General features: G+C 62.1%; 22 protein-coding genes and 1 pseudogene. 13 read left to right on the forward strand and 10 right to left on the reverse strand.

All coding sequences use genetic code 11. From position 1 onward, the window contains the following. From K6M89_RS31080 to K6M89_RS15710, 3 genes and pseudogenes are all read right to left on the reverse strand, one after another. A pseudogene (locus tag K6M89_RS31080) lies at positions 1–106 on the reverse strand (IS110 family transposase); the annotation flags it as partial. A gap of 241 nt (positions 107–347) precedes the next feature. Next, positions 348–1,274 (reverse strand): pseudouridine-5'-phosphate glycosidase, encoded by a 927-nt coding sequence (locus tag K6M89_RS15705; protein ID WP_222140071.1) that lies wholly within the window; start codon positions 1,272–1,274, stop codon positions 348–350. An 88-nt stretch (positions 1,275–1,362) separates the two neighbouring features. Next, on the reverse strand, positions 1,363–2,307 hold the full coding sequence (locus tag K6M89_RS15710; RefSeq protein WP_222140072.1) for a carbohydrate kinase family protein: 945 nt from the start codon (positions 2,305–2,307) through the stop codon (positions 1,363–1,365). Between the two features lie 228 nt (positions 2,308–2,535). Between K6M89_RS15710 and recA the strand changes: the two genes are divergently transcribed. Together recA and alaS are read left to right on the forward strand one after the other, a co-directional pair. Beyond that, the gene (gene recA / locus K6M89_RS15715; RefSeq protein WP_097583979.1) at positions 2,536–3,624 is read left to right on the forward strand and encodes a recombinase RecA; all 1,089 of its coding nucleotides are present in this window, start codon (positions 2,536–2,538) and stop codon (positions 3,622–3,624) included. 153 nt (positions 3,625–3,777) lie between these two features. Beyond that, the gene (gene alaS, locus K6M89_RS15720) at positions 3,778–6,432 is read left to right on the forward strand and encodes an alanine--tRNA ligase (protein WP_222140073.1); all 2,655 of its coding nucleotides are present in this window, start codon (positions 3,778–3,780) and stop codon (positions 6,430–6,432) included. A 90-nt stretch (positions 6,433–6,522) separates the two neighbouring features. Here the strand turns inward: alaS and K6M89_RS15725 are convergent, their stop codons facing one another. Next, positions 6,523–7,155: a LysE family translocator gene (locus K6M89_RS15725; protein ID WP_222140074.1), complete on the reverse strand. Its 633-nt coding sequence runs from the start codon at positions 7,153–7,155 to the stop codon at positions 6,523–6,525. A gap of 126 nt (positions 7,156–7,281) precedes the next feature. Between K6M89_RS15725 and K6M89_RS15730 the strand changes: the two genes are divergently transcribed. After that, complete coding sequence (locus K6M89_RS15730; protein WP_222140075.1) at positions 7,282–8,133, forward strand: AraC family transcriptional regulator; 852 nt, start codon at positions 7,282–7,284, stop codon at positions 8,131–8,133. Positions 8,134–8,185: 52 nt separating this feature from the next. On the opposite strand, the gene K6M89_RS15735 is transcribed toward K6M89_RS15730, so the two are convergent. From K6M89_RS15735 to K6M89_RS15745, 3 genes are all read right to left on the reverse strand, one after another. Further along, a complete protein-coding gene (locus K6M89_RS15735) occupies positions 8,186–8,812 on the reverse strand; it encodes a glutathione S-transferase family protein (protein ID WP_222140076.1) in 627 nt (208 codons plus the stop codon). An 86-nt stretch (positions 8,813–8,898) separates the two neighbouring features. Further along, complete coding sequence (locus K6M89_RS15740; RefSeq protein WP_222140077.1) at positions 8,899–9,345, reverse strand: GNAT family N-acetyltransferase; 447 nt, start codon at positions 9,343–9,345, stop codon at positions 8,899–8,901. 70 nt (positions 9,346–9,415) lie between these two features. Beyond that, entirely contained in the window at positions 9,416–10,627 is a 1,212-nt protein-coding gene (locus tag K6M89_RS15745; RefSeq protein WP_222140078.1) for an NADP-dependent isocitrate dehydrogenase, read from the reverse strand. A 188-nt stretch (positions 10,628–10,815) separates the two neighbouring features. On the opposite strand from K6M89_RS15745, the gene K6M89_RS15750 reads away from it, so the two are divergent. The 10 genes from K6M89_RS15750 (at position 10,816) to K6M89_RS15795 (ending at position 21,274) form a co-directional block, all read left to right on the forward strand. Further along, complete coding sequence (locus tag K6M89_RS15750; RefSeq protein ID WP_222140079.1) at positions 10,816–11,343, forward strand: hypothetical protein; 528 nt, start codon at positions 10,816–10,818, stop codon at positions 11,341–11,343. A 97-nt stretch (positions 11,344–11,440) separates the two neighbouring features. Next, complete coding sequence (locus tag K6M89_RS15755; RefSeq protein WP_222140229.1) at positions 11,441–13,480, forward strand: FUSC family protein; 2,040 nt, start codon at positions 11,441–11,443, stop codon at positions 13,478–13,480. 4 nt (positions 13,481–13,484) lie between these two features. Next, a complete protein-coding gene (locus K6M89_RS15760) occupies positions 13,485–14,315 on the forward strand; it encodes an RNA methyltransferase (protein WP_222140080.1) in 831 nt (276 codons plus the stop codon). After that, on the forward strand, positions 14,296–15,096 hold the full coding sequence (gene murI, locus K6M89_RS15765) for a glutamate racemase (RefSeq protein WP_222140081.1): 801 nt from the start codon (positions 14,296–14,298) through the stop codon (positions 15,094–15,096). Before K6M89_RS15760 ends, murI begins: the two co-directional genes overlap by 20 nt. A 128-nt stretch (positions 15,097–15,224) precedes the next feature. Then, complete coding sequence (locus K6M89_RS15770) at positions 15,225–16,736, forward strand: helicase HerA domain-containing protein (RefSeq protein WP_222140082.1); 1,512 nt, start codon at positions 15,225–15,227, stop codon at positions 16,734–16,736. A 225-nt stretch (positions 16,737–16,961) separates the two neighbouring features. Beyond that, positions 16,962–17,579 (forward strand): 30S ribosomal protein S4, encoded by a 618-nt coding sequence (rpsD, locus tag K6M89_RS15775; protein ID WP_097583955.1) that lies wholly within the window; start codon positions 16,962–16,964, stop codon positions 17,577–17,579. Positions 17,580–17,651: 72 nt separating this feature from the next. Beyond that, positions 17,652–18,581 carry a glutaminase gene (locus K6M89_RS15780; RefSeq protein WP_097583954.1) on the forward strand — a complete coding sequence of 310 codons (930 nt, stop codon included), beginning with the start codon at positions 17,652–17,654 and terminating at the stop codon, positions 18,579–18,581. Between the two features lie 89 nt (positions 18,582–18,670). After that, positions 18,671–19,543 (forward strand): tRNA 2-thiocytidine(32) synthetase TtcA, encoded by an 873-nt coding sequence (gene ttcA, locus K6M89_RS15785; RefSeq protein WP_222140083.1) that lies wholly within the window; start codon positions 18,671–18,673, stop codon positions 19,541–19,543. A gap of 48 nt (positions 19,544–19,591) precedes the next feature. Next, positions 19,592–20,419 carry an inositol monophosphatase family protein gene (locus tag K6M89_RS15790; RefSeq protein ID WP_222140084.1) on the forward strand — a complete coding sequence of 276 codons (828 nt, stop codon included), beginning with the start codon at positions 19,592–19,594 and terminating at the stop codon, positions 20,417–20,419. A gap of 30 nt (positions 20,420–20,449) precedes the next feature. Further along, a complete protein-coding gene (locus tag K6M89_RS15795; protein ID WP_222140085.1) occupies positions 20,450–21,274 on the forward strand; it encodes an inositol monophosphatase family protein in 825 nt (274 codons plus the stop codon). A 96-nt stretch (positions 21,275–21,370) separates the two neighbouring features. Here the strand turns inward: K6M89_RS15795 and K6M89_RS15800 are convergent, their stop codons facing one another. From K6M89_RS15800 to K6M89_RS15810, 3 genes are read right to left on the reverse strand one after another with little or no spacing between them, the layout of a single operon-like run. Continuing rightward, a complete protein-coding gene (locus tag K6M89_RS15800) occupies positions 21,371–21,847 on the reverse strand; it encodes a GNAT family N-acetyltransferase (protein ID WP_222140086.1) in 477 nt (158 codons plus the stop codon). 38 nt (positions 21,848–21,885) lie between these two features. Continuing rightward, positions 21,886–23,163 carry a multidrug effflux MFS transporter gene (locus K6M89_RS15805; RefSeq protein WP_222140087.1) on the reverse strand — a complete coding sequence of 426 codons (1,278 nt, stop codon included), beginning with the start codon at positions 23,161–23,163 and terminating at the stop codon, positions 21,886–21,888. Between the two features lie 35 nt (positions 23,164–23,198). Continuing rightward, positions 23,199–24,404, reverse strand: coding sequence for a multidrug effflux MFS transporter (locus tag K6M89_RS15810; RefSeq protein ID WP_222140088.1), 1,206 nt, complete (start codon positions 24,402–24,404; stop codon positions 23,199–23,201). Positions 24,405–24,442: the final 38 nt, after the last annotated feature.

Here is a 24,442-nt window from a genome sequence, read left to right on the forward strand (position 1 = left end):
CGTCCAGGCTCTCATCATCATTGGCAACGGCGAAGCTTTCGCCTGACGGCAGCACATGCACATCCAACTGGTCTTTCGAAACATCAATGCCAACGACAACGTCCATCTGATCCCATCCTTGTCCAAGTGGGCTTCGCCTTCGCGAGCGGCCCAAGCGACTGTTCGGGTTCGATGGAACGACGGAGCCATCCCTTGCTCTGCCACGGGCTTTCAAACCCGAGGGGGTTGCGGGCTCAGCTCCGTCACCGCAAGCGCTAGCTAGGCTGCCGGCGGACGGCGTCAAGTTACAAGGGGGGCTTACTCGGCACGCCCTATCTGGGAAGGCGATTCACCCGGTCGATCAACCCTTACTCCCCCAGCGCCACGGCAATCTCTGCCGCCAGCCGCGCATTGTTCTCGACAAGCGCAATATTCGTCTTGAGACTCTGGCCGTCCGTCAGATCGAAGATGGTCGAGAGCAGGTAGGGCGTCACCGCCTTACCGGTCACTTCGTCGCGCTCGGCGCTGTCGAGCGCGCGCTCGATATAGATCTCCATCTCTTCGCGCGGGATCTCATCGGCCTCGGGCACCGGATTGGCGATCAGCATGCCGCCATTGATGCCGAGCTGCTCGCGCACCGTCTGGAAATTGGCGATGGCTGCCGGGCTGTTCAGCGACAGCGGGCTGGGAAGCCCGGAGGAGCGCGACCAGAAGGCGGGGAATTCTTCGCTCTCATAGGTGACGACGGGCACGCCGCGAGTTTCCAGCACTTCCAGCGTCTTCGGTATGTCGAGAATTGCCTTGGCGCCGGCGCAGACGACGATGACGCCGGTGCGTGCCAGTTCCTCGAGATCGGCCGAGATATCGAAGCTTTCCTCGGCGCCGCGGTGCACGCCGCCGATGCCGCCTGTAGCGAAAACGCAGATGCCGGCGCGCGCCGCCGCGATCATCGTCGCTGCGACCGTGGTGGCGCCGGTGCGGCGCTCGGCGATCGCAAAGGCGAGATCGGCGCGCGACACCTTCATTACGTCGCTCGCCTTGGCGAGCTGCTCCAGTTCGCTGGCTTCAAGGCCGATATGCAGCGTGCCGTGAATGACGGCGATCGTTGCCGGCACGGCACCCTGTTCGCGAATGATCGCCTCGACGCTGCGGGCCATCTCGATATTGCCGGGATAGGGCATGCCGTGGGTGATGATGGTCGATTCCAGCGCCACCAGCGGCGCGCCGCGCTGCTTGGCGCTGGCGACCTCCTTCGAATAGGCGATCGGCAGAAGAGGGGAGATGGGCTGGGTCATGATCTTGTCCTGTCGTCGATAGAGCATGATGCCGAATGTGTCGGCGGTTTTGCGACGACATCATGCTCGACTATTTCATTTGGCCGCTTCAATGCAGAATTCTGATCTGGGGAACAAGGGCAAGCGCCTCATTCAGCAGATCCGGCGTCAGATTTTCGTTGACGGCATGCGTCGACTGCACAGTCAGCGCTGCTGCCGCGGTGCCGTGGCGGACGGCTTCCTCAAGCGGCAGGCCGCGCATCAAGGCGGCGAGCGTGCCGGCGGCAAGGGAATCGCCGGCGCCGGTGACATCGGCGAGGGTCTCGGCGATCGGCGGCTGCAGCGTCACAGCGCGGCCGTCGTAAAACGCGACCAGCTCGCGCTGGCCGCGGGTGACGACGGCGCTTCGGATGCCGATCTCGTTCAGAAGCGGCGGCCAGCCACCGGCATCTTCCGGCCGTTCACCGATAAGGGCTGCGGCTTCGGCTTCGTTCAGGAACAGGTAGTTGATATCCGTCATGCAGGATTTCAACCTGACGACCTTGGCCGGCGAAATGGCGATCGCCGCGACGGGCTTGGCCAGCGACCGTGCCTTGGCGACGATTGCAACGATCGTTTCTTCCGGCAGATTGGCATCGAAAAGGATGAGATCATGCGCGGCGAAGGCTTCGCGCACCCAGCGGATGGAAAGACGCCGCGGCACGAAGAAGCGGTAGAGATCCATGTCGGCAAGGGCAATCACCAGGTTGCCGTCCCTCTCGATGATCGCGGTGTAGCTCGGTGTCTTGCGGTCGAGAAAAACGAAGGGCCGGTCGTCGATGCCGGCGAAATCGGCGGCTTCGCCGACCATCTCGCCGATGGGATCGCCGCCGCGCGGGGAAATCATCGTCACCTGAAAACCGAGCCTTGCAAGGTTGCGCGCCGCATTGAAGCCGCCGCCGCCCGGCTCCTCGAACCAGGTGCCGGGATTGCTGGCGCCCGGTGCCGTTTCCCCGGAAATGCGGCCGCGCCGGTCGATATGGGCGCCGCCGAGAACAAGAATCTTTTTCTTCATTTCAACCGCCTTCCGATGCCCCAAGCGCGAATCGAGACGGTGCCTCCTGGCGCGGCAGCGCCGGCGCATCTGGCCTAAGCCGTTGCTTTGCATCGATAAAACAAATATAGAACACGGGCTGTTTTACCTTTTTCTTTCAATCGTTTGATCGCCTATTGCGAGAGTGGAACAAATGGGGTACAAACTCGACATTGCTTGGGCGGCTTCAATAACCTAAAGGTGGATCAGATGTCTCAGAATTCATTGCGGCTGGTAGAGGACAAATCGGTGGACAAAAGCAAGGCGCTTGAAGCGGCACTCTCACAGATAGAGCGGTCGTTCGGCAAGGGCTCGATCATGAAACTCGGTTCCAACGAGAACGTCATCGAAATCGAGACGATTTCGACGGGTTCGCTTGGGCTCGATATCGCGCTTGGCGTCGGCGGCCTGCCGAAGGGTCGCATCATCGAAATCTACGGGCCGGAAAGCTCGGGCAAGACGACGCTTGCGCTGCAGACCATCGCGGAATCGCAGAAGAAGGGCGGCATCTGCGCCTTTGTCGACGCCGAACATGCGCTCGATCCCGTCTATGCCCGCAAGCTGGGCGTCGATCTCCAAAACCTTCTGATCTCGCAGCCCGATACCGGCGAGCAGGCGCTTGAGATCACCGATACGCTGGTGCGCTCCGGCGCCGTCGACGTTCTGGTCGTCGACTCGGTCGCCGCACTGACGCCGCGCGCCGAAATCGAAGGCGAAATGGGCGACAGCCTTCCCGGCCTGCAGGCCCGCCTGATGAGCCAGGCGCTGCGCAAGCTCACCGCCTCGATCTCCAAGTCGAATACCATGGTGATCTTCATCAACCAGATCCGCATGAAGATCGGCGTCATGTTCGGTTCGCCGGAAACGACGACGGGCGGCAATGCGCTGAAATTCTACGCCTCCGTGCGCCTCGACATCCGCCGCATCGGCGCGGTCAAGGAGCGCGAAGAGGTGGTCGGCAACCAGACCCGCGTCAAGGTCGTCAAGAACAAGATGGCGCCTCCCTTCAAGCAGGTCGAATTCGACATCATGTATGGCGAAGGCGTATCGAAGACCGGCGAACTCGTCGATCTCGGCGTCAAGGCCGGGATCGTGGAAAAGTCAGGCGCCTGGTTCTCCTATAACAGCCAGCGTCTCGGCCAGGGCCGCGAAAACGCCAAGACCTTCTTGCGCGACAATCCGGATCTCGCCCGCGAGATCGAACTGGCGCTGCGCCAGAATGCCGGTCTCATCGCCGACCGCTTCCTGCAGAACGGCGGACCGGATGCGGATGACGGCGATGCCGCCGCGGACATGTAAGTCTCGCGCCTGATCTTGTCGGATATCTCCGCCGGCCGCATTCCTGATGAGAATGCGGCCGGTTTTGTTTGTCGGCTGGACAGTGGCGGAGGCGAACGTTAAAAGCCGATGGATTTGTATTTATCTGCCTCCGGCAGCATTGAAGGGCATAGAATGAGCGGCGTGAACGATATCCGGTCGACCTTCCTCGACTATTTCAAGAAGAACGGCCACGAGATCGTTCCGTCGAGCCCGCTCGTGCCGCGCAACGACCCGACGCTGATGTTCACCAATGCCGGCATGGTGCAGTTCAAGAACGTCTTCACCGGCCTGGAAAAGCGTCCTTATTCCACAGCGACAACCTCGCAGAAATGCGTGCGCGCCGGCGGCAAGCATAACGACCTCGACAACGTCGGATATACCGCGCGCCACCTGACCTTCTTCGAAATGCTCGGCAATTTCTCATTTGGCGACTATTTCAAGGAGAATGCGATCGAGCTTGCCTGGAAGCTCGTGACCGAAGGTTTCGACCTGCCGAAGCATCGCCTGCTGGTAACCGTCTATTCCGAAGACGAGGAGGCCGCGGTTCTGTGGAAGAAGATCGCCGGTTTTTCCGACGACAAGATCATCCGCATCCCGACCTCCGACAATTTCTGGCAGATGGGCGATACCGGCCCCTGCGGCCCATGCTCTGAAATCTTCATCGACCAGGGCGAGAACGTCTGGGGCGGCCCTCCCGGCTCGCCGGAAGAGGACGGCGACCGGTTCCTGGAGTTCTGGAACCTCGTCTTCATGCAGTTCGAACAGACCGAGCCCGGCCTTCGCAACCCGCTGCCGCGTCCGTCGATCGATACCGGCATGGGTCTGGAGCGCATAGCCTGTATTCTCCAGGGCGTTCAGAGCGTGTTCGACACCGATCTCTTCCGGACGCTGATCGGCGCCATCGAAGATACGATGGGCGTCAAGGCGGAAGGTAGCGCCAGCCATCGGGTCATCGCCGACCACCTGCGCTCCTCGGCCTTCCTGATCGCCGACGGTGTGTTGCCGTCGAATGAGGGCCGCGGTTATGTGCTGCGCCGCATCATGCGCCGTGCCATGCGCCATGCGCAGCTGCTCGGCGCCAAGGAGCCGCTGATGTACAAGCTGCTGCCGACGCTGGTGCAGCAGATGGGCCGCGCCTATCCGGAACTGGTACGCGCCGAGGCGCTGATCTCGGAGACGCTGAAGCTCGAGGAAAACCGCTTCCGCAAGACGCTGGAACGCGGCCTGTCGCTTCTGTCGGACGCGACGACGGATCTTTCCAAGGGGGATATGCTGGATGGTGAAACCGCCTTCAAGCTCTACGACACCTACGGTTTCCCGCTCGATCTGACGCAGGATGCACTGCGTGCCCGTGAGATCGGCGTCGACATCTCCGGCTTCACCGATGCGATGCAACGCCAGAAGGCCGAAGCCCGCTCGCACTGGGCCGGTTCCGGCGAAAAGGCGACCGAAACCGTGTGGTTCGAGCTTAGGGAAAAGCATGGCGCGACCGAATTCCTGGGCTACGACACCGAAACGGCTGAGGGCGTCGTGCAGGCGATTGTCAAGGACGGCGCGGTTTCGACCGAGGCCAAGGCCGGCGACAAGGTGCAGATCGTCGTCAGCCAGACGCCGTTCTACGGCGAATCCGGCGGCCAGATGGGCGATACCGGCGTGATCTCGTCCGACCACGGCAAGATCGAGATATCGGATACGCAGAAGAGGGGCGAAGGCCTGTTCGTGCATCTGGGTACTGTCATCGAAGGCGTGGTCAAGGATGGCGATGCTGTCGCTTTGATGGTCGATCATGCCCGCCGTTCGCGCCTGCGCGCCAATCACTCGGCGACGCACCTGCTGCATGAGGCGCTCCGCGAAGTGCTCGGCACCCATGTCGCCCAGAAGGGTTCGCTGGTCGCGCCCGAACGCCTGCGTTTCGACGTCTCCCATCCGAAGCCGATGTCGGCCGAAGAGCTGAAGATCGTCGAGGATATGGCAAACGAGATCGTGCTGCAGAATTCGCCGGTCACCACGCGGTTGATGAGCGTTGACGATGCGATCGCCGAAGGCGCGATGGCGCTGTTCGGCGAGAAATACGGCGATGAAGTCCGCGTCGTGGCGATGGGCGAGGGTGTGCGCGGCGCCAAGGCCGGTAAGCCCTATTCGGTCGAACTCTGCGGCGGCACGCATGTCGGAGCCACCGGCCAGATCGGCCTGATTCGCGTCCTCGGCGAGAGTGCCGTCGGCGCCGGCGTTCGCCGCATTGAGGCGGTGACCGGTGAATCCGCGCGCGAATATCTCGCCGAGCAGGATGATCGCGTGAAGACGCTTGCCGCCTCGCTAAAAGTTCAGCCGTCGGACGTCCTGTCGCGCGTCGAAGCGCTGATCGACGAGCGCCGCAAGCTCGAAAAGGAACTGGCCGACGCCAAGCGCAAACTCGCCATGGGCGGTGGGCAGGGCGGCTCGGGCGATGCGGTGCGCGAGGTTGCCGGAGTGAAATTCCTCGGCAAGGCCGTGGCCGGCGTCGATCCGAAGGACCTCAAGGGTCTTGCTGATGACGGCAAGGCCAGCATCGGCTCCGGCATCGTGACGCTGATCGGTGTGTCCGAAGATGGCAAGGCGAGCGCCGTCGTGGCGGTGACGCCGGATCTCGTCGAGCGCTACAGCGCCGTCGATCTCGTCCGCATCGCGTCGGCAGCCCTCGGCGGCAAGGGCGGCGGCGGCCGTCCCGACATGGCGCAGGCCGGCGGCCCGGACGGCGCCAAGGCTGATGAGGCGCTTGAGGCTGTCGCGGCGGCACTCGCAGGCTGATCGTCCAGTCCGAGAACTGTTTGAAATGGGAACCGGCTGCGAAATTGTGGATTTCGCAGCCGGTTTGTTTTCAATGCGCGGCTGCGGCGGTCAGTTTCTCGTCTGCAGCGCGAGACGGCAGGCAAGCCCGGTAAAGACCGTTGCGAGCATATATTGCGGTAGTTTCGGGAAACGGCACACGGAGCTAAGCCGTGAACGGATCTGGCTTCCGACAAGGATGACGGTTCCATTCACGACGAAGCCGATGACGTTCAGGATGGTGGCTAGCACCAGCATTTGCCCGACCATTGAGCCGCTCTCCGTATTCACGAATTGTGGGAAGAGCGCCATGACGAAGAGCGCCATCTTCGGATTGAGCAGGTTGGTGGCGAGGCCGGCAAAGAAGATGCGCCGACCCGAAAGCCGCTTCAACGTGGAAGCGGGCGCGAAGGCGGTACCTTCCGAGCGAATCGTCTTGTAGGCGAGATAGAGCAGATAGCAGCAGCCGGTCCAGCGCACGGCCTCATAGGCGACAGGGATAGTCAGGAAGAGCTGCGAGAGCCCGAAAGCGGCAGTAAGGGCGTGGCAATAAGTGCCGAGCGCAATACCCGCATAGGTCAAAAATCCGGCGGCGCGTCCCTGGCTAATGCTGCGCGAAGCAATCAGTAGCATGTCGGGACCGGGCGTGGCAGTCAGGATCAGCGCTGCGGCGGCAAAGAGTATCAATGTTGAAAAGTCCGGCATCAGTCTTCCTCTTGGGTTCGAGCCGGAATTCCGGTCTATGCGGGATTCGCCGCCAGATCAAGTCAGCAGGATTTGTCAAATCGGGATATGGTTCTCTGCAGCCGATCGATTTGCATGAGGTTTGACATGAATGGCGAAACGGCATGGGCACTTCATGAAAGCCGTCTGAGACGTGTTTCTGCCTATATTCACGACCACCTCGACGAGGAGCTGGATATGGAGCGCCTGGCCGAGATCGCCTGCCTGTCGAGCTATCACTGGCACAGGATCTACCGGGCGATTTATGGCGAGACGCTGGCGGCCACCGTCAAGCGGCTGAGGCTGCATCGCGCTGCGGGCGAGATCGTCGGCACGGAGCTTGCCGTCAGTGAGATTGCGAAACGATCGGGCTATCCCAATCTCCAATCCTTCAATCGCATTTTCAAGTCGGTCTACGGCATGCCGCCGGCCCGCTATCGGAAAGAGGGAAGCCACACAGCCTTTAAACCCTCACCTAACGGAAAGACCCAAATCATGTTCGACGTTACCATACGTGAGATCGCACCGACCGAGCTGATCGGTGTCGGTCATACCGGCTCTTATATGCAGATCGGCAAAGCCTTCGAGACATTGTTCGGCACGCTTTACGCCCGCGGCCTCGCCAGGCCCGACATGCGGATGATCGGTGTCTATCTCGACGATCCCGATATGGTGCCGGCCGAACAACTCCGCTCGATCGCCTGTGTGACCGGCTCCGCCGACGTTTCTGCCGAGGCGCCGTTCGAGCGGCGCAGGATCGACGGCGGCGACTATGCGGTGCTGCGTCACAAGGGTCCCTATGCCGACATGCACAAGGCCTATCAGTGGCTTTATGCGGAATGGCTCCCCAAATCAGGACGGCAGTTGAAGGACAGCGTCATGTTCGAGGAATATCTGAGCAACCCACGCGACGTGCCGCCAACCGAGCTTCTCACAGAAATCCACATGCCGCTTGCCTGACCTCATGAGAGGACGCGGCCGAGTTGCCGCGTCCTCGATCGTGCCTGAACGCTCAGGCCGCCTGCATCGTCTTGCCGGCCTCGTCGTCCAGTGCATTGGCGCGCTTATAGGCTTCGCGCTGGCTGATGCGGCCGAAATAGTCGACGAAGGCCTGGCGGTTCTCGATGCTGCCGAAGCCGAGGCCCCAGCCGATATGCGCGCCGACGTAGACGTCGGCGGCGGTGAAGCGCTCGCCGGTGACATAGGTCGAGCCGGAAACGGCCATTTCAAGCGTGTTCATGACGTCGCCGAAACCGCCGCAGCCCGCCATGCGCAGGCGCTCCGTCGGAATTTCGAAACCGAGAGCCTTCATCGTCACCGCCGATTCCAGCGGACCGGCGGCGAAGAACATCCAGCGGTAATAGGGGGCACGCTCCTCCGGTCTTGGGGCCAGCCCCTTTTCCGGGAAGGTCTCGGCGAGGTAGGCGCAGATTGCCGCGCATTCGGTGACCACGGTGTTGCCGTGACGGATTGCCGGCACCTTGCCCATCGGATTGAGCGAAAGATATTCGGGCGCCTTCATGGTTTCGCCGAAGGTCAGGAGTTCGGTGCGATAGGGCTGACCGATTTCCTCCAGCATCCAGCGCGCGATGCGCCCGCGTGACATTGGGTTCGTATAGAATACCAATTCTTCGGCCATGACATCCTCCTCCTGTTGCCGTTCTGTCAGGCATTGCCGTCGCCCGGAATCAATAGCGCGGCGAGGTCTTTGTGCAAGTCCGATCGTCAGAGAGCTTTGCGATACTGGATGAAGCCTGAGCGTTCGGCGATCCGGTCGTACAGCCGCCGAGCCGTGGCATTCGTTTCGTGCGTCATCCAGTAAAGCCTGCCCGCACCGTTTGCGCGCGCAAGATCGGCGACCGCATCGATCAGTGCGGCACCGGTGCCGAGGCCGCGCTGGCTGGTTTCGACATAGAGATCCTGCAGATAGCAGGTCCATTGCGGCAGCCAGCAGGAGCGGTGAAAAATCGCATGCACGATGCCGACGAGGCGGCCGTCTTCATCAAAGGCGCCGAGCGCGTGCATCGGTTCGTCAGAATCGTGGAAGCGATTCCAGGTGATATCCGTGGTTTCGGCAGGGATGACCACCTCGTAGAAGCGCTGATACGCCTCCCATAGGGGCTCCCAAGCGGTGCGGTCAGAAGGTTCGAGCGGGCGCACGGTCGCCGTCATCTGCGGTTCTCCCAAAATGAAAACGGCGGGGAAATCCCCGCCGTTTCAATGCTATCCCGAAAGGGCTGGCTTACGCCATCGCCTTCTGCAGGTTCTGGTCGATCTTGTCGAGGAAGGCGGTGGTCGAGAGCCACGGCTGGTCGGGGCCGATCAGCAGCGCCAGGTCCTTGGTCATGAAGCCGGATTCGACGGTGTCGACGCAGACCTTTTCCAGCGTCGACGCGAACTTGGCGAGTTCGGCATTGTCGTCGAGCTTGGCGCGGTGAGCGAGGCCGCGGGTCCAGGCGAAGATCGAGGCAATCGAGTTCGTCGAGGTTTCCTGACCCTTCTGGTGCTGGCGGTAGTGGCGGGTGACGGTGCCGTGGGCGGCTTCGGCTTCGACCGTCTTACCATCAGGCGTCAGCAGAACCGAGGTCATCAGGCCGAGCGAGCCGAAGCCCTGGGCAACGGTGTCGGACTGGACGTCGCCGTCATAGTTCTTGCAGGCCCAGACGTAGCCGCCCGACCACTTGAGCGCCGAGGCGACCATGTCGTCGATCAGACGGTGTTCGTAGGTGATGCCGGCTTCCTTGAACTGATCCTTGAATTCGGTCTCGTAGACTTCCTCGAAGATGTCCTTGAAGGCGCCGTCATAGGCCTTGAGGATGGTGTTCTTGGTGGACAGATAAACCGGCCACTTGCGCATCAGGCCGTACATCATCGAGGCGCGGGCGAATTCGCGGATCGATTCGTCGAGGTTGTACATGGCCATGGCAACGCCGGCGCCCGGCGCGTTGAAGACTTCCTTCTCGATCACGGTGCCGTCTTCGCCGACGAACTTGATGGTCAGCTTGCCCTTACCGGGGAATTTGAAATCGGTGGCGCGGTACTGGTCACCGAAGGCGTGGCGGCCGACGACGATCGGTTGGGTCCAGCCGGGAACCAGGCGCGGAACGTTGCGGCAAATGATCGGCTCGCGGAAGATGACGCCGCCGAGGATGTTGCGGATCGTGCCGTTCGGGCTCTTCCACATTTCCTTGAGGTTGAATTCCTTGACGCGGGCTTCATCCGGCGTGATCGTCGCGCACTTGATGCCGACGCCGTACTTCTTGATGGCGTTGGCGGCGTCGACGGTGACCTGGTCGTTGGTGGCGTCGCGGTTCTCGACCGAGAGGTCGTAATAGTCGATGTCGAGGTCGAGATACGGATGGATCAGCTTATCCTTGATGAGCTGCCAGATGATGCGCGTCATTTCATCGCCGTCGAGATCGGCGACGGGATTGGCGACCTTGATCTTGTTCATGTATCTGCCTCGTTCGAGCTTGAAGGGGACAAGCGTCCCGGGTGGGTGACGTGATGAGGAGCGCTATAGCATTGTGAACCGGGAACGCAAAGCTGCATCGGCTTTCGCAATGCGTTTTTGCCGCCATTGCCAAGCGCTGAAATCTGGCTAGTGTCCGCCTTGATTTGCCCGCCCCGGAACATTCGACCATGAAGACAATCGCCGTTGTTATCGCAAGCCTTATCGCCTTTTCGGGCGCTGCCCATGCGGCCGATGCCACCGCTCCCGTGCAGGAGATCATGGATGCGACCAAGAGAAACTGGGCCGACAACAACAGCGACTGGACCGACATTTTCGATGCGAGCCGGCTCGACCATCTCTACAGCAAGGACTTCGTTGCCAGATACCAGGCGGCCGCGCAATTTCCCGCCGTCGACGACGACGGCATATCGCCCTTCGATTACGACGTCATCGTCAACGGCCAGGATGCATGTCCGCTGGAGGATCTGACGATGGCGGCGGCGCCCCCGGTCAACGGGACGACCGAGGTCACGGTGCGCTTCAGGAAATCCGCCTGTTCGGACGCGCCCGATGCCAAGGACTATACGACCGTTCGCTTCGAGGTGGTCGATGAGGCCGGCCAGCCGGTGATCGACGATATCGTCACCGAGAATATCGAAACGCAGGGCCACAATTCCCTGAAGGCGACGATGGCGCTGATTGCCAAGGGCCAATAGGCGCGCGACATTCAAGAGCGTCGAGACTCGATCTCGGGCAGTTTGCTTTCGCCAGGCATGGCATTATCTGTCGATCCTTCCGCGGCACGAGGGGGTCCTGCATTTGTTTTCCGGCTTTCAGGCTCGCGACTGGCTGCTTGCCAATGATCCGGCGCTTTCGCGCCTGCGCATGGCGCTGCGGGTGACGCTGACGATCGCTTTCTCCTTCTTGGTCCTTCTTGCCGTCCACATGGCAATCCTGCCACTTCCGACCGCGGCTTTCGGCCTCGGCATCGTGCTGTCGATCGAAGGCGGCGTTGCGGTGCGCGATAAGGGCAGTTCCCGCCAGCTGGTGACGCGGCTTTTCGGTTGTGTCGCCAGCCTTGCCGTCGTCGGCATCGCAGCGGGGCTCGAAGATCACCGCTTGCTCTCCGATCTCGTCTTCCTCGTGGTGATCGCGCTCGCATCGGCCGGACGGGTGTTCGGGCCGCGCGGTTTTGCCATCGGCATGTTCGCCTTCACCTCTTATTTCATGGGCGCCTATTTCCGGCCGCAGCTCGCCGAACTGCCGGCGGTGGCGATCGGCCCCGTCGTCGCGGTGCTTGTCGGCCATCTGGTGAGGGCAGCGCTGCTGCCCGACGATTGGCGGCGCGACCTGCTGCGCTCGCTCGAAAGCGTCAGGGGCCGGATTAACCAGATCCTCTTCAAGCTCGCCGCCATCGCCGGCGGCGCCGAGGTCGGCGAAACCGACCGGCAGGAGCTGCGCCAGCTGGAAGACCGGCTGAAGGAAGTGGTGCTGATGGCGGAGACCTTCATCCCGCGCCCGCCGGCCGGCGTCTTCGACGCTGCCGCTGACCCCGCCGCCGAACTGGCGATCCGGCTCTTCGACGCCCATCTTGCGGCCGAGAGCGCGATCGTGCTGAGCTTCCAGAGCCCGCCGCCCTTTGCGCTCGTCCACGCCGTCATCGAGGCGGATATGGCGGAACTTGCAAGATTTGAGGGGATGGCCGACGCTATTGGGGATCAGCCGCAGGGTGAAACCGTGCGGGCGCTGCTTTGGCTCGGCGAGGCGCGGCAGCAACTGACGCAGGCGATCGACACGGGGCGGGCCTTCGCCTTTTCCGGCATCGATACGGTCAAGGACACGGCGCAACCCCAGCCGATCGACTTTTCATTCGCCAATCCGCTGCTGCGCTCGGCGCTGCAGATCACCATCGCGTCAGCGATCGCCATGAGCTTCGGGCTGCTCTTGTCGCGCGAACGCTGGTTCTGGGCGGTGCTGGCTTCCTTCCTCGTCTTCACCAACACCAATTCGCGCGGCGACACTGCGATGAGGGCGCTGTCGCGCTCACTCGGGACCGTGTTCGGGATCGCTATCGGCCTTGTGCTGGCAACGCTGATTTCAGGCGAGCCTGATATCGCCATTCCGGTTGCCGCCATCTGTATCTTCCTCGCTTTCTATTTTCTGCAGGTTTCCTATGCGACCATGACCTTCTTCATCTCGATCGTGCTCTGCCTGGTTTACGGCATGACGGGCGTGCTGACGCTCGACCTGCTGAAGCTGCGCATCGGCGAGACCATGATCGGGGCGGCGGCCGGAACGGCGGTCGCCTTTATCGTCTTTCCCACGCGCACGCGCGGCGCGCTCGATTCCGCGCTTGCCCTCTGGTTCCAGGCGCTGCGCGATCTGCTTGGCGCCCTCGGCGAGGGTAAGAGCGGTTTCGAGCTGATGGCGCTGTCGCAGAAGATCGATGCCTGCTACCGTGATGTAACGGTGGCGGCGCGGCCGCTGGGCTCTTCCTGGTCGGTGGTGACACGGCCCGGCCAAATCCGCCAGACGCTGGCGATCTTCCTCTCCTGTACCTACTGGGCGCGCATCCTGGCGAAAAGCTATGAAGCGCCGGCCGTCGACGACAATCTGCACAGGCTGATCGCAGCGGACCTGGCGCTGATCGACAATGCCGCCCCGCGCGGCTCGAGCTGTTTCCTGATCAAGCGCAAGGCATCGCGGACGACAGGACGACATCTGCCGGTGTCGCGCGAAGGCGCCAGACTGGGGCTCGAAATGATCGGTTCGGCGCTGGAAAGGCTCTATCCGCAGGCCGACGTCTTGCCGTTCGCGGCGGACGAGGCTATTGCGCGCTCGAAACAAGGATAAGACCATGGCAGGCACGAACAGCGAGCGTCAACTTCTGGCCGAAGGGCCGGCCATCATTCTGGTCGAGCCGCAGATGGGCGAAAATATCGGCATGGTGGCGCGCGCCATGGCGAATTTCGGGCTTGCCGAACTGCGCCTCGTCAATCCGCGCGACGGCTGGCCGAACGAGAAGGCGCAGGCGACCGCCTCCAAGGCCGATCATGTGATCGCGGCGACGAAGGTCTACGACACGCTGGAGCAGGCGATTGCCGATCTCAATTTCGTCTATGCGACGACGGCGCGCAGCCGTGACAATTACAAGCCGGTGCGCTCGCCGGTCCTTGCTGCCGAGACGCTGCGCACGAAATTCAGGGCAGGTGAGGCGACCGGTATCCTCTTCGGCCGCGAGCGCTGGGGTCTGACCAATGAGGAAGTGGCGCTTGCCGACGAGATCGTCACCTTCCCGGTCAATCCCGCCTTCGCCTCGCTCAACATCGCCCAGGCCGTGCTGCTCATGTCCTATGAGTGGATGAAATCGGGCATGGAGGATCTGGAAGCCGTGCCGTTCCAGGCGCTCGAGCAGCGCCCGTCCACCAAGGAGCAGCTCTTCGGCCTGTTCGATCAGCTGGAAGAGGCGCTCGATTCGCGCAACTATTTTCATCCGCCCTCGAAAAAGCCGAAAATGGTCGACAACCTGCGCGCTGTTCTCTCCCGCCGGGCATTCACGGAACAGGAAATCAGCGTGCTGCGCGGCGTCATTTCCTCTCTCGACCGCTTTTCGCGCAACAGTCCGCGCAAAGGCGGCTCCACCAGATCCGGCAAGAAAGCGCCCACCGATGACAGCGCCGACGAATGAGCTGAAACCCGTCCTCGTCTTCGATTCAGGGATCGGCGGACTGACCGTGCTGCGCGAGGCGCGTGTGCTGATGCCGGAGCGAGGTTTCATCTATGTCGCCGACGATGCCGGTTTTCCCTATGGCGGCTGGGAGGAACAGGCGCTGAAGGAGCGGGTTATCGGGCTCTTCGGTAAGCTGCTGATGGACTATGACCCCGAAGTCTGCATCATCGCCTGCAACACCGCCTTCACGCTGGTCGGCGCCGATCTGCGCGCCGCCTTTCCGCAGGTGACCTTCGTCGGCACCGTGCCGGCGATCAAGCCGGCGGCGGAGCGGACGCGCTCCGGCCTCGTCTCAGTGCTCGCAACGCCGGGAACGGTGAAGCGGGCCTATACGCGCGACCTCATCCAGTCCTTCGCGCAGCAATGCCATGTCCGTCTCGTCGGCTCGGAGAACCTGGCGCGCATGGCCGAAGCCTATATTCGCGGCGACGCCGTCTCCGACGATGCGGTGCTGGCCGAAATCGACCAGTGTTTCGTCGAGAAGGACGGTCAGAAGACCGATATCGTCGTGCTTGCCTGCACGCATTATCCTTTCATGGCCAATCTTTTCCGGCGGATTGCCCCGTGGCCGGTCGACTGGCTTGATCCGGCCGAAGCGATCGCGCGCCGCGCCCGCACGCTGGTTCCGCTGGTTACCGATGCCGTGCATCCCGATAATTTCGACTTCGCCGTGTTTACGTCAGGCCAGCAGGATTTCGCCACGCGGCGGCTGATGCAGGGATTCGGCCTGAGGGCTTGAGGGGAATTGTCCTGTGGGTTGGCGAAATCCGGCCCTGAAAATCAGCAGATTCTTTGATAGACGGGGCGTTGCCGTTTCGGAAGAATGGCGCTTCGTTCATGTGAGTCTCTTCGTCGCGAGGATCGGCATTGCAGGTTGGTATCGATATGGGATTGGCGTCCGGCAGCCCGGCGACGCTCGATATCGAGGAGCTGCTGGCGACCCGCCTGCTCGTGCAAGGCAATTCCGGATCGGGAAAGTCGCATCTGTTGCGCCGTTTGCTCGAGCAATCCGCGCAATGGGTGCAGCAGGTCATCATTGATCCCGAAGGTGATTTCGTCACCCTCAGCGACAGGTTCGGCCATATCGTCGTCGATGGCGAGCGCACCGAGGCGGAGCTGGCGGGCATCGCCAACCGTATCCGCCAGCATCGGGTGTCCTGCGTGTTGACGTTGGAAGGACTCGACATCGAGCAGCAGATGCGTGCCGCTGCCGCCTTCCTCAACGGCATGTTCGATGCCGATCGTGAATACTGGTATCCCGTTCTCGTCGTCGTCGACGAGGCGCAGATGTTCGCGCCTTCGGTCGGCGGCGACGTCTCGGAAGATGCGCGCAAGATGTCGCTCGGCGCCATGACCAACCTGATGTGCCGCGGCCGCAAGCGCGGGCTTGCCGGGGTGATCGCCACACAGCGGCTTGCCAAACTCGCCAAGAACGTCGCGGCCGAGGCCTCGAACTTCCTGATGGGCCGCACTTTCCTCGATATCGACATGGCGCGCGCCGCCGACCTGCTCGGCATGGACCGCCGCCAGGCCGAGATGTTCCGCGATCTGAAGCGCGGCAACTTCGTCGCTCTCGGACCGGCGCTGTCGCGCCGGCCGCTGCCGATCCAGATCGGCGCGGTCGAGACCTCGGCACGGTCCTCAAGCCCGAAGCTCATGCCGCTGCCGGATGCGCCGCAGGATGTCGAGGACCTGATCTTCACCCCCGATCCGGAGGAATTCCAGCGTCCGCCCGTGCGCCGCGCGCCGCCGGCGCCGCGCCCGACCACCGACATTTTGGCTGAGCTTTCGCGCTCGACGCCGGCGGCGTCGCCTGCACCCGTCGAGGCGAGGGCGAGCCAAGTGGAAATCTCCGCCGAGGAACGCGAAGAGCGCCTCGCCGGCGTGCTTGCCGAAATACTCGACGATCGCACTTCCGCCTTCCGCACCGATTCCGTGCTCTATCAGGATTTCCTCGTGCGGCTGCGCATGCGCCGGGTGCCGGGACCGCCGATCGCATTGCCGGATTTCCGCCGGCGCGTGGCGATTTCCCGTTCCGGCGTCGATGCGGCGACAGCGGCGAGCGATGAATGGGCGACGGCGTTGTCGCTGTCCGCGGGTGTCACCGACGATCTGCAGGGCGTCTTTCTGATGCTCGCCAAGGCCGCCGTCTGCGGCGAGCCGTGCCCGTCCGACGCGCGCGTCGCCCGCGCCTATGGCACCCATTCGGCGCGGCGCGCCCGCCGTCTGCTCGGTTATTTCGAGGAACAGGGGATTGTCGTCGTGCACACGGACTTTTCCGGCAAACGTATCGTGGCCTTCCCCGACATGAATTGCCAGACCGCACCCGGTGATGCGAACGCACCTGATACCGGCGATCAGCCGTTGGCTGCGGAATAGTCGCGCTTTTGGGCTTTGGCGCAGTTGACATTTTCATGACGGGCCTCTAAAGACCGCGCCAAGCACCGGGCAGCAATGTCCGGTGTTTCATTTGACATGTCCCGTGGATCGTTTCTGTTCGCGTAACCGAAACATCCTGTCAGGTCTCGGAAGAGATCAGAGGAGGGCGTGTTTCCTTCGCGCGGTTTGGCAACAAACCGGCATAAACCTTTGAAAGGAAATACGATGAGCAAGCGCGAATCGTCCAAGTACAAAATTGACCGCCGTATGGGCGAGAACATCTGGGGCCGTCCGAAGTCTCCGGTGAACCGCCGCGAATACGGCCCGGGCCAGCACGGTCAGCGCCGCAAGGGCAAGCTTTCGGACTTCGGTGTGCAGCTGCGCGCCAAGCAGAAGCTCAAGGGCTACTACGGCGACCTGCGCGAAAAGCAGTTCCGCGCGATCTTCGCTGAAGCCGACCGCCGCAAGGGCGACACGTCTGAAAACCTGATCGGCCTGCTGGAATCGCGCCTCGACGCGATCGTCTACCGCGCCAAGTTCGTTCCGACGGTCTTTGCTGCCCGTCAGTTCGTCAACCATGGCCACGTGACCGTCAACGGCGTGCGCGTCAACATCGGTTCCTACCGCTGCAAGGCCGGCGACGTCATCGAAGTTCGCGAGAAGTCGAAGCAGCTGGTGACCGTTCTGGAAGCCGTCAGCCTCGCAGAGCGCGACGTTCCGGATTATATCGAAGTCGATCACCACAAGATGGTCGCTACATTCGGCCGCGTCCCGACGCTCAGCGACGTTCCGTTCCCGGTCGTCATGGAACCGCATCTGGTCGTCGAATTCTATTCGCGTTAAGAAAAACCAGGCGTTTTCGCTTATGGAAAAGCCGCTCTTTCGGGCGGCTTTTTTATTATCCGGAGAGAAGCGATGGCGGATCTGCAGGCAATCCTCGATAGTATCCATACCGATATCCTCCCGCGTATCGGCGAGGGTAAGGTCGCCGATTATATTCCCGAGCTTGCCAAGGTCGATCCACGGCAGTTCGGCATGGCGATCGTCACCGTCGACGGCAAGGTCTACCGTGTCGGCGATGCCGACATTGCCTTCTCCATCCAGAGCATCTCCAAGGTCTTCATGCTGACCTTGGCGCTCGGCAAGGTCGGCGAGAGCCTCTGGAAGCGCGTCGGGCGAGAACCATCCGGATCGGCCTTCAATTCCATCGTCCAGCTCGAGCATGAGAGCGGCATCCCGCGCAATCCCTTTATCAATGCCGGCGCGATCGCCGTCAGCGATGTCGTCATGGCCGGCCATGCGCCGCGCGAGGCGATCGGCGAATTGCTGCGCTTCGTGCGTTATCTCGCCGACGATGAGTCGATCACCATCGACGACAAGGTGGCGCGCTCGGAAACGCAGACGGGGTACCGCAATGTCGCGCTCGCGAACTTCATGCGCGCCTACCGCAATCTCGATCACCCCGTCGACCACGTGCTCGGCGTCTATTTCCATCAATGCGCCCTGTCGATGAGCTGCGAGCAGCTCGCCCGCGCCGGGCTGTTCCTGGCAGCGCGCGGCAGCAATCCGATGACCGGTCATTCGGTGGTCTCACCGAAGCGGGCGCGGCGCATCAATGCGCTGATGCTGACCTGCGGCCATTACGACGGCTCGGGCGACTTCGCCTATCATGTCGGCCTGCCCGGCAAGAGCGGCGTCGGCGGCGGCATCTTCGCGGTTGCGCCGGGCGTTGCCTCGATCGCAGTCTGGTCGCCCGGGCTGAACAAGGTCGGCAATTCGCAGCTCGGCGCCGTGGCGCTGGAGATGCTGGCGGCGCGCACCGGCTGGTCGGTGTTCGGTGATTGATGCTGTGTTGCCGGGCGACTTTCTGCTAAAGGCAGCGTGATAAGGCGGGCTCGCAATTTCAAGCCTGCAATCTTCGATTGGACGAGGTCATGAATATCGCAGCCAACATCGCGGACGATCTGGGGCCCGTTGTATCAGGGGATGACATTGGCCATGCGCTGTTTGCCGACGCGCCGCACTCGGTCTCCTTCAACAAGCTGCGCAAGCGGCTGCTCAGGCAGGTGCGCCAGGCGTTCGACGATTTCGATATGCTGAAGGGGCAGAAGCGCTGGCTGGTCGGCCTTTCCGGTGGCAAAGATTCCTATGGACTGCTGGCGTTGCTGCATGATCTCAAATGGCGCGGGCTGCTGCCGGTCGAGCTGATCGCCTGCAATCTCGACCAGGGGCAGCCGAACTTTCCCAAGCATGTGCTGCCGGACTATCTGACGAAGATCGGCGTCCGACATCGGATCGAGTATCGGAACACGTATTCGATTGTGAAAGAGAAGGTGCCGGAAGGGACGACCTACTGCTCGCTCTGTTCGCGGCTGCGGCGTGGCAATCTCTACCGCATCGCCCGAGAGGAAGGCTGCGATGCGCTGGTGCTCGGCCACCACCGCGAGGATATTCTCGAAACCTTTTTCATGAATTTCTTCCATGGCGGGCGGCTGGCCTCGATGCCGGCGAAGCTTCTGAACGACGAGGGCGACCTGATGGTGCTGCGGCCGCTTGCCTATTCGGCCGAAGACGACCTCGCCAAGTTTGCTGCCGCCATGCAGTTTCCGATCATCCCCTGCGATCTCTGCGGCTCTCAGGACGGGCTGCAGCGCAATGCGATGAAGGACATGCTCGCCGATATCGAACGGCGGATGCCGGGGCGCAAGGACACGATGCTGCGGGCGCTTGCGCATGTGAATCCCTCCCATCTGCTCGATCCGATGCTCTTCGACTTTTCCGGCTTGACAGTCAGCGACCCTTCGTAAAAGGCCGGCTGCGGAAGGCTGGTCGCTGCATGAAGGACATGATTTCGCATGGGCATTTCAGATAAGGATATTCTCTTTCTTGGCGATAGCGTCAGGGAGGCGGCGCGCGCCGAAATCATGCCGCGTTTTCGCAATCTCGGCACTGCCGACGTTTCGGAAAAGACCTCGGCAATCGATTTGGTGACGCAGGCGGACGTGCTCGCCGAACACAGGATCACCGCGGCGCTGAGAGAGCGCTTTCCCGCAGCGCTCGTTGTCGGCGAGGAAGCCTATGACGCCGACCCGTCCGTCGTTCCGGCCCTTGCCGACGCCGAGCTCGCCTTCGTCATCGATCCTGTCGATGGCACCTTCAATTTCGCCGCCGGGCTTCCCGTCTTCGGGACGATGCTGGCGGTGACCGTCAGGGGCGAGACGGTCGCCGGCATCATTCATGATCCAGTCCTCGGCGACACGGTGACGGCGATCAAGGGAGCGGGCGCCTTCCTGACGCGACAGGACGGCCAATCGAGCAGGCTCGAGGTGGCGGAGCCCGCCGCCCTGAACCACATGGTCGGCGGCATCTCATGGGGTCATATGGACGACCCGGATCGCTCGCGTATCTGCTCCAACCTGGCGAAAATCAGGATGACCTTCGCTTTCAACTGCTCGGCCTACGAATATTGGCTGGTCGCCTCCGGCAAGCTGCATTTCATCGGCCATGCGAAGCTGATGCCCTGGGATCACCTGGCCGGCGTGCTCGCGCATCAGGAGGCCGGCGGCCATACGGCGAAATTCGACGGCACGCCCTATCGCCCCGGCGAGACGACGGGCGGCATTATCTCAGCACCCGACAGGGACAGCTGGCAGCTGATCCGCCGCGAGATCATCGGCATCTGATTTGACACGCTCTTCCCGAAAGGATTTGACATGACTGCGACTGTCGACGTGACCGCCCTTGCCGATCTCTTGCGCCGGGCGGCGAAGGCGGAGATTCTGCCGCGCTTCCGCCGGCTTGGCCGGGATGATGTGCGTGCCAAGAGCGAGGCAACCGATCTCGTCACCGAGGCCGACGAGCAGGCCGAGCGGATGATCAAGGCGGAAGCCGAACAGCTTTGGCCGGGCGCCCTGTTCGTCGGCGAAGAATCGGTCGCGGCCGAGCCTGCACTGCTCGGCAGGCTCGCCGATGCCGATCTCGCCATTGTCGTCGATCCGGTCGACGGTACGTTCAATTTCGCGGCCGGCATCCCGGCCTTCGGCGTCATGGCGTCGATCGTTTCCGGCGGCGAGACGATTGCCGGCATCATTTACGATCCGATGGGCGACGATTGGGTGATGGCGGAAAAGGGAAGCGGCGCCTGGTTGCGGCGGCCGGATGGCGAAGCGCGGCGGTTGCGCGCGGCCGAGCCTGTCGCGCTCGAGCAGATGGTCGGCATGGCCTCCACCGGCTACCTGCCGCAGGAGAAGCGGGCGGAGATCCTCGGCAATCTCGCCAAGGTGCGCTTCCTCACCAACTACCGCTGCGCGGCACATGAATACCGCACCCTTGCGGGCGGCCATGTGCATTACCTCATGTACAACAAGCTGATGCCCTGGGATCATCTCGCCGGCACGCTCATTTCCCAGGAGGCCGGCGCCCATGCTGCCCGTTTCGACGGTTCTTCCTACCTGCCACACCATCTCGACGGCGGGCTGCTAATTGCCCCCGACAAGGCCTCGTGGGAGGTTCTGCGCCGTGAGGTGGTAACCGTTTGAACGCATGAAAACCGGCCGCAGAGCACTGATTTTGCGGCCGTATCTGCGACGGGATTGCCGAGTTCATTCGGATAAGGTGTATCGGCGGCTTGCGCCCTATTCCGTGTAAAGCTTTTCCATGCGGAAATTTTCCAGGGTTTGCCCGCGTTTTTCTACGGTTTGCCTGGTTATCACGCGGAAACCCCTGCGCTCGAAAAACGGTCGGGCGGTTCGGCTCGCTTCGGTATAAATTCGCGTAAATCCGAGGTTCAAAGCTTCCTTCTCGACCCTGCTCAACAGGCAGCTTGCGATACCGAGCCCCTGAAATTCAGGGTGCACGAACATCATGTCCAGGCATCCGTCTTCGGTCAGGTCGGAAAATCCCATCGGCACTCCATCGATTTCCGCGATCCAGCCAGGCCTGCTTATCCGGCGCTGCGCCCATAGGCTGCGATCTTCCACCTTCGCCCAAGCCTCGATCTGAGCGGGCAAATAGTCTTTCGAGGAAACCTCCCGAATGGCGCGCAGAAAAATCTCGATCGTCGCGTCCGAATCGCTTGGCGCGTAAGGCCTGATCAGAATTCGGTCGTCCATCGGAAATGCCTTTCGCGCTGACACCAATGATTTCGATATCAGAAATGCGCCGCACCCGGATCGAGCTGCGGGCTGTCGCCGGGATGAGTGAAGAGCTTGCCGTTCTCGGCCCAGAGGGTGGCTGCGATCGTCACCAGGCCGAAGAGCGCGAAGCCGCCGAAGAGAGGCTGGACCGTGCCGTTGAACATCTGGCCGACCAGGCCGCCGAGGATGGCGCCTGCCGTCGTCGAGACGAAGCCGGTGATGGCGGTCGCCGTCCCGGCGAGATTGCCCATCGGCTCAAGGCTGATGGCGGTGAAATTGGTGGCGATCACGGCGAACATCATTAGCACGATTGTGAAGATGCCGTAGGCGGTAGCGAAATCCGCCTTGCCGGCCAGCGCAATGAGAAAGCCTGCTGCCGACAGTGCCGTGAAGATCAGAAGCGCGGCATGCGAAATGCGGCGCATGCCGAATTTGCGAACGAAGAAGCCGTTGGCGAAATTGGCCACCGCAATTCCGCCGGCGGTAGCCGCAAAGGCAATCGGCAGCCAGTCGCCGAGGCCATAAACTTCGCCGAAGACCTGCTGCACCGAGATCACGTAGGCGCTGATGACGCCGGTGAACATGGTGAGACCGATCATATAGCCTGAGGTAATGCGGTTCGTGAGCACGGTCTTGAAGCCGTCCGTGACCGAGTTGACCGACAGCGGCAGGCGTTCTTCCGGCGGCAGCGATTCCTTCAGCCGCAGAAGTGCCCAGACGAAGAGGATGGTGGCGACGACGCCGAGCAGGATGAAGATCCAATGCCAGTTGGCATAAAGGATGATGAGCTGGCCCACCGATGGTGCGACGATCGGCACGATCATGAAGACGATCATGACATAGGACATGACACGCGCCATCTCGCGGCCGCCGAAGCAGTCGCGGACGATGGCCATGGTGGTGATGCGGACGGCGGCACCACCGACGCCCTGAACGAAGCGCATGAGGAGCAGCATTTCGAAACTGCCGGTTGCTGCGGCGGCAAACATTCCAACCACGTAGCAAGCCAGGCCGCCAAGCAGGATGTTACGTCGGCCGAACGTATCCGAAAGGCTACCGAAGAATATCTGCGAGACGCCGAAGCCCAAGAAGAACACGCCGATGATGAGTTGGGCGTCGTTGGTGTTGGTGACGCCGAGGGAATGGCCGATATTGGGCAATGCGGGCAGCATGCTGTCGATGGCCATGGCGATGCTGGCGGTCATGATGGCAATGGTGACGACGAACTCACCGAAACCCATGCCGATGCGGCGGGAGCCCTGGTTTTCCTGGTGCGGTTTATGCGGCGTCATGTGGTGAAATCCCGGATGCGGAGGAGGTGGGCCGTTCAGACGGCAGGATTCTGCTGTTGAAAGAGGCGGCCCTTTTCGGCGATCAGTACGAAGATAAGCCCGATGATCGACACGATGAAATAACCGGCGACCATCGGCAGCGCGGTGCCGTCGAAGGCCTGGCCGATGCCGGCGCCGATCAGGGCGCCGCCGACCGTGCTCATGAAGCCGAGCACGGAGGAGGCGGTGCCGGCGACGTGGCCGAGTGGCTCCATGGCGAGCGAATTGAAGTTCGAGCCGATCCAGCCGAACTGGAACATGGCAAGGCCGAAGAAGGAGATGAACAAGGCGAAGGGCATCGGCTCGGAACTCGCCATCTGAACGATCAGCCAGATGGTGTTGATGGCGATGAAGCCGATCAGCGAGCCGTGCGACAGGCGGCGCATGCCGAGCTTGCCGACGAAGCGCGAGTTGAAGAAGGACGACAGCGACATGAAGATCGCCACGCCGGCGAAGGCGAAGGGGAAATAGACGCCGAGACCGTAAATGCCGACATAGACCTGCTGGGCCGAGTTGATGAAGCCGAACAGCGCGCCGAAGATGAAGGTGCTGGCGATGGTGTAGCAGAGCGCGACGCGATTGGTCAGCACCAGCTTGAAGGCGCCGAAGATCGAACGGGCAGTGAAGGGGCGGACATTCTGCGGATGCAGGGTCTCCGGCAGGCGGAGATAGGCCCAGACGGCGATTGCCGTTGCCATGGCAGCGATGAAGAGGAAGATCAGGTGCCAGTTGCCGAAGATCATGACGACCTGGCCGGCACCGGGCGCAATCACCGGCACGATCATGAACACCATCATGATCAGCGACATGACCTCGGCCATCTGCCGGCCGCCATAGATATCGCGGACAATGGAGACGGTGATGACGCGGGTTGCGGCCGAACCAACGCCCTGCAGGAAGCGCAGGGCGAGCAACCCGGCAAAAGTGGGGACGAAGACGATACTGATGGCGGAGAGAATGTAGATGACGAGACCGATCAGCAGCGGCGTGCGACGGCCGAAACGGTCGGAGAGTGGCCCGTAGAACAGCTGGGCGCAGCCAAAGCCGAGCAGATAGGTGGAGACGACGAATTGGCGGTGATTTTCGCTCTCGACGCCAAGGCTCGCGCCGATCTGTTGCAGCGCCGGCAGCATGATATCGATCGCAAGAGAGTTGACGGCCATCAGAAACGCGGCAAGCGCGATGAATTCACGCTTGCCCATGGGCAGGCGGCCCGCGGACACGGCTTGTGATGAATCTG

Origin of the sequence: Rhizobium croatiense (genome assembly GCF_019793465.1) — a bacterium.
Lineage (GTDB): Bacteria > Pseudomonadota > Alphaproteobacteria > Rhizobiales > Rhizobiaceae > Rhizobium > Rhizobium croatiense.

Coding starts and splice junctions, on each gene's coding strand:
- K6M89_RS15705 (WP_222140071.1), bottom strand. CDS start 1,274: ATGACCCAGCCCATCTCCCCTCTTCTGCCGATCGCCTATTCGAAGGAG.
- K6M89_RS15710 (WP_222140072.1), bottom strand. CDS start 2,307: ATGAAGAAAAAGATTCTTGTTCTCGGCGGCGCCCATATCGACCGGCGC.
- recA (WP_097583979.1), top strand. CDS start 2,536: ATGTCTCAGAATTCATTGCGGCTGGTAGAGGACAAATCGGTGGACAAA.
- alaS (WP_222140073.1), top strand. CDS start 3,778: ATGAGCGGCGTGAACGATATCCGGTCGACCTTCCTCGACTATTTCAAG.
- K6M89_RS15725 (WP_222140074.1), bottom strand. CDS start 7,155: ATGCCGGACTTTTCAACATTGATACTCTTTGCCGCCGCAGCGCTGATC.
- K6M89_RS15730 (WP_222140075.1), top strand. CDS start 7,282: ATGAATGGCGAAACGGCATGGGCACTTCATGAAAGCCGTCTGAGACGT.
- K6M89_RS15735 (WP_222140076.1), bottom strand. CDS start 8,812: ATGGCCGAAGAATTGGTATTCTATACGAACCCAATGTCACGCGGGCGC.
- K6M89_RS15740 (WP_222140077.1), bottom strand. CDS start 9,345: ATGACGGCGACCGTGCGCCCGCTCGAACCTTCTGACCGCACCGCTTGG.
- K6M89_RS15745 (WP_222140078.1), bottom strand. CDS start 10,627: ATGAACAAGATCAAGGTCGCCAATCCCGTCGCCGATCTCGACGGCGAT.
- K6M89_RS15750 (WP_222140079.1), top strand. CDS start 10,816: ATGAAGACAATCGCCGTTGTTATCGCAAGCCTTATCGCCTTTTCGGGC.
- K6M89_RS15760 (WP_222140080.1), top strand. CDS start 13,485: ATGGCAGGCACGAACAGCGAGCGTCAACTTCTGGCCGAAGGGCCGGCC.
- murI (WP_222140081.1), top strand. CDS start 14,296: ATGACAGCGCCGACGAATGAGCTGAAACCCGTCCTCGTCTTCGATTCA.
- rpsD (WP_097583955.1), top strand. CDS start 16,962: ATGAGCAAGCGCGAATCGTCCAAGTACAAAATTGACCGCCGTATGGGC.
- K6M89_RS15780 (WP_097583954.1), top strand. CDS start 17,652: ATGGCGGATCTGCAGGCAATCCTCGATAGTATCCATACCGATATCCTC.
- ttcA (WP_222140083.1), top strand. CDS start 18,671: ATGAATATCGCAGCCAACATCGCGGACGATCTGGGGCCCGTTGTATCA.
- K6M89_RS15790 (WP_222140084.1), top strand. CDS start 19,592: ATGGGCATTTCAGATAAGGATATTCTCTTTCTTGGCGATAGCGTCAGG.
- K6M89_RS15795 (WP_222140085.1), top strand. CDS start 20,450: ATGACTGCGACTGTCGACGTGACCGCCCTTGCCGATCTCTTGCGCCGG.
- K6M89_RS15800 (WP_222140086.1), bottom strand. CDS start 21,847: ATGGACGACCGAATTCTGATCAGGCCTTACGCGCCAAGCGATTCGGAC.
- K6M89_RS15805 (WP_222140087.1), bottom strand. CDS start 23,163: ATGACGCCGCATAAACCGCACCAGGAAAACCAGGGCTCCCGCCGCATC.
- K6M89_RS15810 (WP_222140088.1), bottom strand. CDS start 24,404: ATGGGCAAGCGTGAATTCATCGCGCTTGCCGCGTTTCTGATGGCCGTC.